This window comes from Gammaproteobacteria bacterium (assembly GCA_032250735.1).
In the GTDB taxonomy this organism is placed as follows: Bacteria; Pseudomonadota; Gammaproteobacteria; order SZUA-152; family SZUA-152; genus SZUA-152.
Genome location: JAVVEP010000005.1, coordinates 50,149 through 62,845 on the forward strand (window position 1 = coordinate 50,149; position 12,697 = coordinate 62,845).

17 protein-coding genes are annotated in these 12,697 nt (G+C 60.3%); 5 read left to right on the top strand and 12 right to left on the bottom strand.

Annotation, left to right across the window (positions count from 1 at the left end; all coding sequences use genetic code 11):
* Positions 1–7: 7 nt before the first annotated feature.
* Entirely contained in the window at positions 8–454 is a 447-nt protein-coding gene (locus tag RRB22_04500; GenBank protein MDT8383655.1) for a hypothetical protein, read from the bottom strand.
* A gap of 159 nt (positions 455–613) precedes the next feature.
* On the opposite strand from RRB22_04500, the gene RRB22_04505 reads away from it, so the two are divergent.
* Together RRB22_04505 and RRB22_04510 are read left to right on the top strand one after the other, a co-directional pair.
* A complete protein-coding gene (locus RRB22_04505) occupies positions 614–1,027 on the top strand; it encodes a hypothetical protein (GenBank protein MDT8383656.1) in 414 nt (137 codons plus the stop codon).
* A 9-nt stretch (positions 1,028–1,036) separates the two neighbouring features.
* Complete coding sequence (locus tag RRB22_04510; protein ID MDT8383657.1) at positions 1,037–1,585, top strand: TIGR02281 family clan AA aspartic protease; 549 nt, start codon at positions 1,037–1,039, stop codon at positions 1,583–1,585.
* 246 nt (positions 1,586–1,831) lie between these two features.
* Here RRB22_04510 and RRB22_04515 read toward each other — a convergent pair whose 3' ends face one another.
* The gene (locus RRB22_04515) at positions 1,832–2,317 is read right to left on the bottom strand and encodes a YchJ family metal-binding protein (protein MDT8383658.1); all 486 of its coding nucleotides are present in this window, start codon (positions 2,315–2,317) and stop codon (positions 1,832–1,834) included.
* 158 nt (positions 2,318–2,475) lie between these two features.
* Complete coding sequence (gene msrB, locus RRB22_04520; protein MDT8383659.1) at positions 2,476–2,871, bottom strand: peptide-methionine (R)-S-oxide reductase MsrB; 396 nt, start codon at positions 2,869–2,871, stop codon at positions 2,476–2,478.
* A gap of 260 nt (positions 2,872–3,131) precedes the next feature.
* On the opposite strand from msrB, the gene RRB22_04525 reads away from it, so the two are divergent.
* Positions 3,132–3,482 carry a hypothetical protein gene (locus RRB22_04525; GenBank protein ID MDT8383660.1) on the top strand — a complete coding sequence of 117 codons (351 nt, stop codon included), beginning with the start codon at positions 3,132–3,134 and terminating at the stop codon, positions 3,480–3,482.
* A gap of 88 nt (positions 3,483–3,570) precedes the next feature.
* Positions 3,571–5,160, top strand: coding sequence for a glutamate--cysteine ligase (gshA, locus tag RRB22_04530; protein ID MDT8383661.1), 1,590 nt, complete (start codon positions 3,571–3,573; stop codon positions 5,158–5,160).
* A 253-nt stretch (positions 5,161–5,413) separates the two neighbouring features.
* On the opposite strand, the gene folA is transcribed toward gshA, so the two are convergent.
* From folA to RRB22_04565, 7 genes are all read right to left on the bottom strand, one after another.
* On the bottom strand, positions 5,414–5,917 hold the full coding sequence (gene folA, locus RRB22_04535; protein ID MDT8383662.1) for a type 3 dihydrofolate reductase: 504 nt from the start codon (positions 5,915–5,917) through the stop codon (positions 5,414–5,416).
* On the bottom strand, positions 5,914–6,708 hold the full coding sequence (locus RRB22_04540) for a thymidylate synthase (GenBank protein MDT8383663.1): 795 nt from the start codon (positions 6,706–6,708) through the stop codon (positions 5,914–5,916). The genes folA and RRB22_04540 overlap by 4 nt, the downstream gene beginning before the upstream one ends.
* Positions 6,705–7,556, bottom strand: a complete 852-nt coding sequence (gene lgt, locus RRB22_04545) for a prolipoprotein diacylglyceryl transferase (GenBank protein ID MDT8383664.1) — start codon at positions 7,554–7,556, stop codon at positions 6,705–6,707. The genes RRB22_04540 and lgt overlap by 4 nt, the downstream gene beginning before the upstream one ends.
* Before the next feature lie 61 nt (positions 7,557–7,617).
* Positions 7,618–8,283, bottom strand: a complete 666-nt coding sequence (locus tag RRB22_04550) for a glutathione S-transferase family protein (GenBank protein ID MDT8383665.1) — start codon at positions 8,281–8,283, stop codon at positions 7,618–7,620.
* A 42-nt stretch (positions 8,284–8,325) separates the two neighbouring features.
* The gene (locus RRB22_04555) at positions 8,326–8,517 is read right to left on the bottom strand and encodes a CPXCG motif-containing cysteine-rich protein (protein MDT8383666.1); all 192 of its coding nucleotides are present in this window, start codon (positions 8,515–8,517) and stop codon (positions 8,326–8,328) included.
* A gap of 17 nt (positions 8,518–8,534) precedes the next feature.
* The gene (locus RRB22_04560; GenBank protein ID MDT8383667.1) at positions 8,535–8,822 is read right to left on the bottom strand and encodes a ferritin-like domain-containing protein; all 288 of its coding nucleotides are present in this window, start codon (positions 8,820–8,822) and stop codon (positions 8,535–8,537) included.
* Between the two features lie 145 nt (positions 8,823–8,967).
* On the bottom strand, positions 8,968–9,726 hold the full coding sequence (locus RRB22_04565) for a glutathione peroxidase (protein MDT8383668.1): 759 nt from the start codon (positions 9,724–9,726) through the stop codon (positions 8,968–8,970).
* A gap of 172 nt (positions 9,727–9,898) precedes the next feature.
* Between RRB22_04565 and RRB22_04570 the strand changes: the two genes are divergently transcribed.
* Complete coding sequence (locus tag RRB22_04570; GenBank protein ID MDT8383669.1) at positions 9,899–10,798, top strand: hydrogen peroxide-inducible genes activator; 900 nt, start codon at positions 9,899–9,901, stop codon at positions 10,796–10,798.
* 4 nt (positions 10,799–10,802) lie between these two features.
* On the opposite strand, the gene RRB22_04575 is transcribed toward RRB22_04570, so the two are convergent.
* Entirely contained in the window at positions 10,803–11,222 is a 420-nt protein-coding gene (locus RRB22_04575; protein MDT8383670.1) for a hypothetical protein, read from the bottom strand.
* A 184-nt stretch (positions 11,223–11,406) separates the two neighbouring features.
* On the bottom strand, positions 11,407–12,645 hold the full coding sequence (locus RRB22_04580) for a class I SAM-dependent rRNA methyltransferase (GenBank protein ID MDT8383671.1): 1,239 nt from the start codon (positions 12,643–12,645) through the stop codon (positions 11,407–11,409).
* Between the last annotated feature and the right edge of the window lie 52 nt (positions 12,646–12,697).

Below are 12,697 nucleotides of genomic sequence, written 5' to 3' on the forward strand. Positions count from 1 at the left end.
TTGCGCCCTACGGGGCCGAGGGGGCGTTGCCGTCCGGTGCGGTATCGACCATGGTCAGTTGCAGGGTGATGTTGCCGCCGGTCTTGCGCCCATCCTGGGTGTATTCGACGATCTGGATGCGATGCTTGCCTGCCGGTAGGCCGTGCATATGGTGTTTGCCCTGAAGTTTGAACACGCTCACGGGTTTGTTGTCGTCGACGCGGATGTTGACATGATGGCCGTCCTCGCTGCGCAGGATGGCGTATTCCAGGGTGAAGTCGGTGTTGGCCGGCAGGCTGGAGCCGCTCTGTGGAGAATAGATCTCGATGAGGGGGCTCGACATACCGAGGCTGTTGCGGTCGGGAATATTCAGCTCGGAATCGGAGCAGCCGGCGAGCAGTAGTAGGCCGCAGACTGTCGCAAACAGTGCCGCGAAAGGGAGAGCGATCAACGAGGCTGGCCATGGACGTAACATGCCCCTATCATGGCCTAAATTCGCGCCTTGCGCACCTGATTGCGTAGCCGTTGGTGGTCGTGGAATCCGCCCCCACATGATGGGTAACAATCCTGTTCATCATCGCCGTACAGATGTCCATCGCCCCGATAACCTGCGTCTTTCAAAAACCTCAGAGCCTTGAATACTAACAGCCCGAAATCCTCGCCTGACCCTAAACCCCTGCTGCTCTCCCTGGTGGAACTCGGGGGCTATCCCGATTTTACCCCCCTGTATCTGCGCGAGGGTTTTGTGGTGACCGCGGCCACCTCCACCCGCAAGGCCATCTCCGCCATCAAGCGGCAGACCCCGGATGTAATCGTTGCCGAGTTCAATTATCAGTCCGACTTTCGGGACCGCACCAGCAGCCTGGAATCCCTGCTGGCCTCGGTAGAGCGCTTTCCCCACACCCGGGCCATCGTGTTTTATGAGAAGGAGAGCCGCCATCAGCTGGACCGGTTGCTACAGCAATTCGAGGTGTTCCGGGTGATGGCCTATCCCATTGAAGAGGCGGCCCTGGGCGCGGTATTGCGGGAGGCCCGCGATGCGCGCTGAGGGCGGGCGATGAGCGACGACGAACCCCGGTCGCCGCAGGCGGAGCCGCCCAACCCGCAGCGCGGTCTGGGGGTGGGGATGACCATCGCCATGTGGGTGGTGGTGCTGGGCCTGATGACCCTGTTCTTTCAGAACTGGCAGGAGAAACAGTACAACCCCAATCAGCGTCTGGCCCTGGGCGAGGCGGATGGCGGTGGGCGTGAGCTGGTGCTGCAACGCAACCGCTATGGGCACTATGTGGCCAGTGGGTACATCAACGGGCAGCCGGTGGTGTTTCTGCTGGACACTGGGGCCACGGATATCTCGGTGCCGCAGGCCCTGGCGCGCGAGATCGGTCTGCAACGCGGTGCCGAGCTGCGCTATCAGACCGCCAATGGCACGATCAGTGTGTATGCGACCACCCTGGACACGGTGGACCTGGGCGGCATCGTGCTGCGGCAGGTGCGGGCCTCGATCAATCCCCACATGCAGGGCGACGAGGTGTTGCTGGGCATGAGTTTTCTAAAGCATCTGGAATTTACCCAGCGTGGCAACGAGCTGACGCTGCGCCAGTATTGAGCGTGCGTGCGCAATAACCGAAGGGCATTGCGCCGCATGAAACCTCTCCAAAGCAAAATCGTTTTGATTGACCGGTGGAAAATGTCTCGTAGAGAGAAGGGTGGGCATTGTCCACCGTCGCACAAAAACCAACGATGCCTGATTGGTGGGCAGTGTTCATTCTGCATGCTTACGCGGTTGTTTTTTCCGTAGCGATTGACATACGGCGCAATGCCCTTCGGTTATTGCGCCCTACGGCTCTATATTTCAGCCGCCGCAGCACTTCTTGAATTTTTTACCGCTGCCACAGGGGCAGGGGTCATTGCGTCCGACCTTGGGCGTCTCGCGGCGGATCGGTTGTTGGCCGTAGCCATCCACATAAAACCAGCGTTGACCATCGTGACTGAACTCGCTGATTTCGTGCAGCTGGGAGGGCACTCCGTTGATCTCATAGTGGGCGAGAAATTCCACGATACCGGTGTTGTCGCCGGGCTGGCCGGCCTCGGTGCGCAGGATATCCAGACCCGTCCACACTCCGCCATCACCGTCGTCGCTGGGTGTGGCGCTGGCGGGGCGGGTGTCGCGGTGCCAGGTGGCTAACAGGTAGTTGTCATCCAGCCGCGTGTAGGCGGTGTAGCGCGAGCGCATCAGGGCCTCGGCGGTGGGGGGCACGGCCGTGCCGGAGAGGTAGGGTCCGCAGCAGTCGTCGAAACGGTTGTTGCTGCCACAGGGGCATAGGTCGTGTTGCGTCATGAGTGAGTGCCTGCCGTCATTCGAAATTAAGGGTGATACCTGGATCCGCGGTTAAGCCTCGGATTCAGGCGATAGATAAAATGCGCAAGGAGTATACCGTTTTTGCGCGTAACACGCCGTGGGTCGGCGCCGCGGTTAAGCCACGCATTCAGTATTGGTTAGGGCGTGTCCGGCGTCGCGGGCACAAACCGCAGGGAGGCGGAGTTGATGCAGTAGCGTAGCCCGGTGGGTGCCGCGCCGTCCGTGAACACGTGGCCCAAATGGGCGTCACACTGCGCGCAGCGGGTTTCGACCCGGCTCATGCCATGGCTGTGATCGCTGATTTCACGGATGGCCTGCGGATTGATGGGCGCCCAGAAGCTGGGCCAGCCGCTGCCGGAATCGTATTTCTGCGCCGAACTGAACAGGGGGTTGCCGCAGCAGATACAGTGATACTCGCCCGCTGCCTTGTTGTGTTCATATTCACCGCTGAAGGCCGGTTCGGTGCCGCCCTGGCGGGCAACCCGATACTGTTCCGCGGTCAGTTTCTGTTTCCAGTGGTCGTCGTTTTCCATGCCACCATTTTAGCCGCTGGCGCGGATTTATATAAGCCGCTTGCTGAAGGCGAGAATAAACCCGGTTTATCGTGCCGCGCGGGCGGTGCGGGTGATCGCCGCGTGGCGCGCTGTGTCTTGGATAAATCCGGCTACACTGATGGAAGGGAGGTGCAATCAATCACCTGTCCGCAGCGTGTTATTGGGGATTGCTGCGGTTGCGGGCTGGAGGGCGCACCATGAGAACGAAGCTGATAGTGGCAATAGTGATAGGGATAATAATGTTGCTGATCTCGCCCATCGCGCAGGCCTTCGATCCACGCTACCAGTCGGGATCGGTGAGCGCGCCGATGTTTGATGCCCGCCTGCAGGGCTGTTATGCCCGGGCGATGGTGGGCATGGATTCGGTGATCAATTCCCGCGTGGGCGTGCCGCCCGAGCATGCGCTAAACCTGTCGCAACAGGAGACGGCGGACGGCAGCCGGGATGCGGTGTTTGACGAGCCGCTGCTGGCGATGATCCTCTCTGCCTATCTGTGGGAGGGTTCGCCGCACAGTTATGCAATCAAAGTTTTTTATGATTGTGCGATATCGGCGCCGCACCTGGCCACGCGCAGTGATTTTCTGCCCTGATTGCGGCACAATCGCCTCGGCCTGGCGGAAAGCGGTGAATGTTACCCGCCCCGCAGGCGATCGAATCATTAACCTATAGGGGCACGGATTGTATCTCATCGCTGAACGGCGACTCTCGGCACTGATCAGCCACGGCGGTAACCGCCTGTTAGCCGGCAGCCAGATCGGTCTGGAAAAAGAGAGTCTGCGTGTCTCCTCCGAAGGCAGTCTGGCACAGACGGTGCACCCCGCGGCGCTGGGCTCGCCCCTGACCCATCCCTACATCACTACCGACTACTCCGAGGCCCTGCTCGAATTCGTGACGCCCCCCTGTGACGAGATGCAGGGTGCGCTCGATTTTCTCCGCGACAGCCAGCAGTTTGTGTACGGCGTGCTGGATGCGGCGCCCGAGCGGGAGCTGTTGTGGGCCACCAGCATGCCCTGTGTGGTGGCGGGGGAGACCAGCATCCCCATTGCGCAGTACGGCAGCTCCAATGCCGGCACCATGAAAACGGTGTATCGCCGGGGTCTGGGCCACCGTTATGGGCGGGTGATGCAGGTGATCGCCGGGGTGCATTTTAACTATTCCTTTCCCGACAGCTTCTGGCCGGTCTACCAGGAGGTGGAGCAACAGACGGGTAACCGGCAGGATTTTATTTCCGCCGCCTATTTTGCCCTGATCCGCAACCTGCAGCGTTTTGGCTGGCTGATCCCCTACCTGTTCGGCGCCTCTCCCGCGGTCTGCAAATCCTTTCTGGGCGGCAAGCCTACGCAGCTGGCGTCATTTGACGACAACACCTACTTTCAGGAATTCGCCACCTCGCTGCGCATGGGCGACATCGGCTATCAGAATAACCAGGAGGCGGAGAGCGGCATCAAGGCGAATTACGATAGTCTGGAGAGCTATATCGCCAGCCTCAGGTGGGCCACGGAAACGCCCTATCCCCCCTACGAAAAAATGGGCGTGAAGGTCGATGGCCGCTACCAGCAGCTCAATGCCAACATCCTGCAGATCGAGAACGAGTACTACAGTACCATCCGCCCCAAGCAGATCCTGCTGCCCTTTGAGAAACCCATACAGGCGCTGAAACAGCGCGGTGTCCGTTATGTGGAGCTGCGCTCCATCGATGTCAACGCCTATGATCCGCTGGGCATCAACGAACGCCAGCTACGATTCCTGGAGGCCTTTCTGGTGTTTTGTCAGCTGCACGAAAGCCCGCCAATCAGCTCCCAGGAACGTCAGGATATTGATCGCAATGAGCTGGCCGCCGCACACCGGGGGCGCGATCCGCAGTTGATGCTGCATCGAAATGGCCGGCAGGTGCGGTTGACGCAATGGGCGGCGGAGATCATCGAGGCGATGAGCGGCGTGGGTGAGCTGCTGGATGCAGGGCTGGAGCATAAACCCTATACCGGCTCGCTCGCCAACCAGGCGGAAAAGGTGCGCGACCCGGACCGCACGCCGTCGGCGCGGATGCTGGCGGAGATGCGCGCCAGAGGCGAAGGCTTCTTTCGTTATGCGATGCGCATGTCGCAGCAGCATCAGGCCTATTTTCGAGCGCTGCCGGAGGATCCGGCCAGGACGGCCGAGTTCACCCGCCTCGCCGAGCAGTCCTGGCAACAACAGCGCGAGCTGGAGGCGGCGGACAGCGAGCCCTTCGATGCCTATTTACAGCGCTATCTTGCGCAGACCGTATAAGGCACCTCTAAAAATCCGCTGAAGCCGCGATGGCTGCGTTGGAAATGGTCGAAAAATGCTCATGTACTACGTGTACACTGCGCTTTTTCGACCATTTCCGCCTTGCCCTCGCGCCTTGATCGAATTTTTAGAGGTACCCTATAGATTATTTGTCATACAGCGGTGCCGGTTACGACAGAAAGTCGAGACAGATCGGCTTCGCGACCAGCCGGTCTGTAGGTCATCCCCGGGCGCGGCTTGCGGGCCGTGCTCTTTACGCCCTCTCTCCCGCCTTCCGCTCTAACACGATAAAGCTATAGGCGTAGGGGTTTTTGTCATCGGCCGGGAAATCGTGGCGCTCGGTCTGGCGCCACTGGCGGAGATCGAATTCCGGAAACCAGGCGTCCCCCTCCAGCGGGGCATGCACCAGGGTCATGTACAGGCGGTCGGCCAGGGGCAGGGCCTGCTGGTAAATCGACATGCCGCCGATCACCATTGTTTCATCATCATCTTGTGTTGCTTTTATTGCCTCCGCTAACGACGTGTAGGTTTCAATACCGTCGGCCTGGTAGGTGGGATTGCGACTGATGATGATATTGCGCCGGCCCGGCAGGGGTTTGGCGCCGAAGGACTCAAAGGTGAGGCGGCCCATGATGATGGGTTTGCCCAGGGTGTTTTGTCGAAACCACTGCATGTCGGCGGGCAGTTTCCAGGGCAGGCGATTGTCGATGCCGATCACGCGGTTGTCGGCCATGGCCCAGATCAGCGACAGGGTCATATGGCGACGGGCGCCTTGATGTGTTCGTGCGAGGTGTAACCGACCACCTCGAAATCGTCGAAGCTGAAGTTGAACAGGTTGTCGATGGCCGGATTCATTTTCAGCGTCGGCAGTGGCAAGGGTTCGCGTGACAGTTGCAGCTCGGTTTGTTCGAGGTGATTGGAATACAGGTGGGCGTCGCCCAGGGTGTGGATAAACTCGCCGGCCTGCAGGCCGGTGACCTGCGCCATCATCATGGTCAGTAATGCGTACGAGGCAATGTTGAAGGGCACGCCGAGAAAGATGTCGGCGCTGCGCTGGTACAGTTGGCAGGAGAGTTTGCCGTCGGCCACGTAGAACTGGAAAAAGGCGTGGCAGGGGGGCAGGGCCATGTTGTCGATCTCGCCGACATTCCAGGCGGAGACGATCAGCCGGCGTGAGTCGGGGGTGGTTTTGATCTGCTCGATGAGTTGGGCGATCTGGTCGATGTGCCGGCCATCGGCGGTCGGCCAGGAGCGCCACTGGGCACCGTAGACGGGGCCCAGGTTACCGTTCTCATCCGCCCACTCATCCCAGATGGAGACGCCGTTGTCTTTCAGGTACTGGATATTGGTGTCGCCTTTGAGGAACCACAGCAGCTCATGGATGATGGAGCGCAGGTGCAGCTTCTTGGTGGTGACCATGGGAAAGCCCTCGGCCAGGTCGAAGCGCATCTGGTAACCAAACACGCTCTGGGTGCCGGTGCCGGTGCGGTCGGTCTTGGTGGTGCCGTTGTCGTAAACGTGACGCATTAACTCCAGATACTGCTTCATCTACGGCGATCCTTTTTTTTCGGTGCGGATGGAATTTTTGTCGGTGTGGACGGAATAGGGGTATTGGCGGCCTGTTTGCGATAGGCCAGCACCAGCAGGGTGATGCCCAGCGCGATCAGCGGGGTCGACAGCAGCTGCCCCTGGGACAGCCAGCCGAAGGCGACGAAGCCCATGTGCGCGTCGGGTTGGCGGAAGAACTCCACCAGAAAGCGGAAGCCGCCATAACCCAGGGCAAACAGACCGGATACCGCCATCCGCGGGCGCGGTCTGGCCGAGTAAAACCAGACCATGAAAAACAGCACGAAGCCCTCGAGAAACATCTCGTAGAGCTGTGAGGGGTGACGGGGCAGGGGGCCGCCGCTGGGAAACACCATGCCCCAGGATGAGGTGGTGACTCGGCCCCAGAGCTCGCCGTTGATGAAGTTAGCGAAGCGCACCGCCGCGATGCCCAGCGGTACCAGGGGCGCGATGAAGTCGGTGATCTCGAAAAAGCCCTTGTGGGTCCTGCGCCCGAACAGCCACATAGCCACCAGCACACCCAGCAGGCCGCCGTGGAAGGACATGCCGCCCTCCCAGATGCGGAAGATGGAGAGTGGGTCGGCAAGGAAATTCGAGAAGCCGTAAAACAGGGTATAGCCGATGCGCCCGCCCAGCACCGTGCCCATGGCGCCATAGAAGATTACGTCGGAGATCTGTTCGGCGCTCCAGCCGGAGCCGGGCTGTCGGGCGCGGCGCCGGCCCAGCCACCAGGCGGCGCCGAAGGCGACCAGGTACATGATGCCGTACCAGTGGATTTTGACGGGGCCCAGGCTGAGGGCGACGGGATCGATATCGGGATAGGTCAGCATGGGGGAATCTTAACATGCCGAGGGGATCGGGCACCCTTTCAGGGGGGCATTGCAGCGTAGCTCAGGCCGGTGAGGTTGCCAGCGCGGCCAGCGGGCCATGGGCGGCGGCGATCGCGGCGCAGAACAGCGTGGCGAAATCGTCCACCACGGAATGCTGTACGGAATCGCGGGCGGCCAGGGTCCCCGCCCAGGCCTGGAGCCTGGGTAGTCCGTCCATGAGGTCGAGCCCGTACTGGCGGTGGATCAGTTGCAGCCGCATCAGGGTAGGGGCGTAGGCGGCATCGGCCAGGGAAAAGGCCGCGCCATTGAGGTAGGGCCCCGCGCCCAGCTGGGACTCCACCCGGGCCAGTTCCTTTTTGACCCGCGCGCAGGCGGTGCGGAACGCCTCGTCATCGGCTGCCATCATCACGCCATGGATGTCCATATTGAGCTGGCTGCCGAACTCGATCCAGGCGCGGTTCTGGGCACGCCGCAGGGGGTCGGCGGGATGCATGCGGGGCGGGTGGGTTTCGTCAATGTATTCGTTGATCACCGCAGACTCCAGCAGTGTCGTCTCGCCACAGCGCAGCACCGGCACCTTGCCGAACGGCGAGAGGGCGAGAAACCAGTCGGGCGGCTGTTTGATGTCGATATAGGTGATATCGAAAGCGATGCCCTTCTCCAGCAGGATGATCACCGAGCGCTGCACAAAGGGGCAGAGCTTGAAGCTGATGAGTTCCGGTTTCATGGTGGCGACTTCTGTGCGTGACCGGGGCCGGAGGCGATCGTCCTATTCGTTTTCGTGTGACGCCACGACACTGACCTCGCCCTCCTGATCCAGCATGACATCGAGCTCGATGGGCCTGCAGCAGACCTGGCAATCTTCGATGTAATGCTGTTGGTCAACGGAGGGGTCGATGAGGATCAGCAGCCTTTCCCCGCAATAGGGGCAATGGATCGACGCTTCCAGCAGTTCGTTCATACAGCCTGGGGCGTGTGCTAGTCGTGTGTAATGGGTGTATCCGTGAAGAGAAATTCCTTCAGCTGTTTATCCATGAAGGGATCCTGGCGGCGTATCCATTCCAGCACCATTGCCGCATGTTCCTTTTCTTCATCGCGGTTGTGGGCCAGGATGGCCTTCAGTTCCTTGTCCTTGCAGACGTCAACCCGCTGGTTGTACCAGTCCACCGCCTCCAGCTCCTCCATCAGTGAGGTAATCGCCCGGTGCATGTCCCGGGTTTCGTCCGACAGTTCGCCGATGGGTTCGTGGTAGCCTTCGTTTGCCATGATGGTTGTTCTCCTGTGTGAACTTGTGTCTGGGATAATGGTGTTAACTATAAGCAGGCAGTGTGAAACAGCGTCAAAAGGTAACGTGCCTATACCGCAAGTTATACCGCAAGTATAGACACGTTATTGTTACCGGCCTTTGGCCCTATTTGCCGGCGCCGCCATCCGCGAACCATTCTTCCAGTGACTCCGCTCCACCCACGTAATCACCGTTGATGAAGACCTGCGGCACGCTGTCGATACCGGCCACGGCGCGCAGGGTGCGGCTGGTGTAGTCGCGGTTTAACACCAGCTCTTCGTAGGCGATGCCGCGTTCGCGCAGCAGTTCCTTGGCGCGGGCGCAGTATTCACAGCCCGGGCGGGTGAAGATGCTGACGTCAAGCGGACGTTTGGCATCGGGCGCCATGTAGGTGAGCATGGTGTCCGCATCGGAGACCCCGTAGGGGTCGCCCGGCACGTTGGGCTCGTTAAACTGCTTCACGATCACGCCATTCTTCACCAGCATGGAATAACGCCAGGAGCGTTTGCCGAAGCCGAGGTCTTCCTTGTCGACCAGCAGGCCCATGCCGTCGGTGAAGTCACCATTGCCATCGGGCAGAAAGGTCACATTTTCCGCATGCTGATCGGCCGCCCAGTTGTTCATCACAAAGGCATCGTTGACCGACATGCAGATGATCTCGTCCACGCCGTGTTCCTTGAACACGGGCGCCAGCTGGTTGAAGCGTGGCACATGCGACGAGGAACAGGTGGGGGTGAATGCCCCGGGCAGGGAGAAGACGATGACGGTGCGCCCTGAAAATATGTCGCTGCTGGTGAGGTTGACCCATTCATGCCCCTGGCGGGTATGGAAGGTGACCTCCGGTACACGTTGTCCCTCTTTGACGGGAAATGCCTTATCGATCATATCTGGTTCCTCTTGGTAGTGAATGTGTTTGGCTGTTGGGAAGGATTCTAGGCAACGTTGACTTATTTGTATAATGGTTTATTTTCATCATTATGATCGTTTTTTACGAACGTTATTTCCGCACATTTTTTATAAACGTTTTTATAAACATGAAGCCAGCGAGGTCCTGTGCATGCTGCCCACCCTTAAACAGTTGCGATACTTCGTGGCCCTGTGTGAATACCGGCATTTCGGTCGCGCGGCAAAGGCCTGCTTTGTGTCCCAGTCGGCGTTCAGTGTTGCCATTCGCGATCTGGAGACCCTGCTGGAGACGGGCCTGGTCGACCGTACCAACAAAAGCGTCACCATTACCGCCCACGGGCTGGAGGTGGCCGATAAGGCGCGGCGTTGCCTGCGGGAGGCGGAGGAGCTGGTCGAGCTCGCCCACGGAGACCATGGTCCCCTGTGCGGAAAATTGCGGCTGGGAGTGATCCCTACTATAGCCCCGTTTTTGTTGCCGCGTCTGTTGCCGCTGTTGCGCAGGGCCTATCCGCAGTTACAGCTCTATCTGCAGGAGGACCTGACCCAGCGCCTGTATCAACGGCTGATGTCGGGTGAGCTGGATGTGATCCTGATTGCCCTGCCGTATGAGCTGGCGCAGACCGAGCAGCTGCCGCTGTTCAAAGACCTGTTTCGGCTGGCCATGCGCCGGGGCAGCAAACTGGCGGATCCCGAAAACTATGCCGTCAGCAAGCTGGCGGCGGAGAGTATTCTGTTGCTGGAGGACGGCCACTGCCTGCGTGACCACGCCATCAGCGCCTGTCGATTGCGCAGGCCTGAACAGCTAAGCCGTTTTTCTGCCAGCAGTCCGTTGACCCTGATCGAGATGGTGGATGCGGATCTGGGCATCACCTTCCTGCCGGAAATGGCGGAGGGCTCGCCCCTGCTGAAGAGCACCCACATCAAGACCTGGCCGTTGAATGATCGCAGTTATCGGGAGATCGGTCTGGTGTGGCGGCAGGGCAGTGCGCGGCAGGCGGAGTTTGGTCTGCTGGGCGAGTTTATAAGGTCCCATCGCGCCCAGCAGAAGTAGCCTCCTAGTGCAGAAACTGCACCGCGACCTGTTTCCTGTAGTCCTCGTCAAACACCAGTTCGATGGAGATGGCGTCGACCTGTGCCTCTTCGTTACCGCCATCGTTGCCATCGCTGCTGTCCGGCGGGAGCCTGGTGATCTTCACCTGCTTGAGTTCGGGCAGGCGGCTGGCGAGATAGGCGGTGAGCGCGGAACACATGGCCTCGTCGTCGCTGAGGATGGCGTGGGCCAGATTGCCGGCGACGAACTGGGTGCGTTGATTGAGGTCGGGATTGGCGATGTAGGCGTCACCGACCTGGATGCCGTCGTCCATCTTCTGATCCATCTTGTCCAGATAGAGCTGCTGATGGGGCGGCAGTGGCTGATTGCGGTGGTATTCCAGTTGGGCGACGCCATCGAGCGTCACCGCCATGAGAGTGTCCATAGGTGTGACCTGTTATGTGAGCTGTTAAGCGTTGTGTCAGCAGTGAGAGCCTGTGATGCCTGGGTGGGCATTTTCCCACGATCTGTCCGCGCGACCCACCGGCCAAAAGTGATAGTGCGGCAATAGTGTAGCCACAGTGCGGCCGATGTTCGGGCTTGTGCTTTGTCGATTGCCCGGCCTGATGTTAGTTCGCCAGAATACGGGCGGTAAACGATTTCAGGTAATCGGTTTCGGGGATCGCGGGGTGCACGGGGTGGTCCGGCCCCTGGTGTCCCTGTTCGATCAGCTGGGCGTTGCGGTCCACATGACGGCTGGCCTTGAGGATGGTGTCGTGCAGCTGTTCCCGCTTGAGGTGGAAGGAACAGGAGGCGCTGATCAGGTAGCCGCCCTTGTTGAGCACCTGCATGGCCATCTGGTTGATGCGCCGGTAGGCGGCGAGGCCTTCCTTGAAATCCTTTTTGCGTTTGATGAAGGCGGGCGGATCCACGATCACCACATCGAAGCGTTGCCGCTCCTGACGCAGCGATTTGAGCGCCTCAAAGGCATCGCCCTCGACGCTGGCCAGCCTGTCCTCAACGCCGTTGAGGGCGGCATTGTGATGGATGGCGTCCACCGCGCTTTTGGAGGCGTCGACACACATCACCTCACTGGCGCCGGCGGTGAGCGCCTGCAGCCCCCAGCCGCCAATGTAGCTGAACACATCCAGCACCCGCTTGTCGTTGACGTAGTGCTGCATGCGGGCGCGGTTCATGCGGTGATCATAAAACCAGCCGGTCTTCTGGCCGCTGAGCACGTCGATCTCAAACCGGGTGCCGTTCTCCTCCACCAGCACCGCCTCGGGCAGGCTGCCGCTGACCACTTCTACTGCGGTCTCCAGGCCCTCGGTGAGGCGTGAGGGGCTGTCGTTACGCAGCACGATGGCGGCGGGCCTGAGGGTCTTTTCCAGCGCGGCAATCACCGCCTGTTGCTGGCGCTGCATGCCGGCGGTGCTGATCTGCACCACCAGCACATCATTAAACCGGTCCACCACCAGGCCGGGCAGATTGTCGCCCTCGCCATGCACCAGCCGGTAATAGGGCTGTGAAAAACACTGCTCACGCAGGGACAGGGCGATGTTGAGGCGGTGGGTGATGAGCGACTGGTCGAGGACATAACGGGGGTCGCGACTGATCAGGCGCGCGCTGATCAGCGACTGGGGATTGACGTAACCCGTCCCCAGCACATGGCCGCGATGGTCTTCGATGCTCGCCATCGCGCCGGGCTCAAAATCGGTCAACGGTGTCTGGCCGGTATCAATCTCATTGCTGTAGACCCACAGGTGCCCCGCCTTGAGGCGGCGGTCTTCGTCCTTTTTCAGGCGCAGGGGTGGCAGGGTCGCGGCTGCCGGGTTAGCGGGTGTCGAGGCGGGTAGGGATGTGCTCACGTTGGCTGTCCGGTGGTGATTCGTGGGTGATCGGGGCGGCCATTATCCGCTT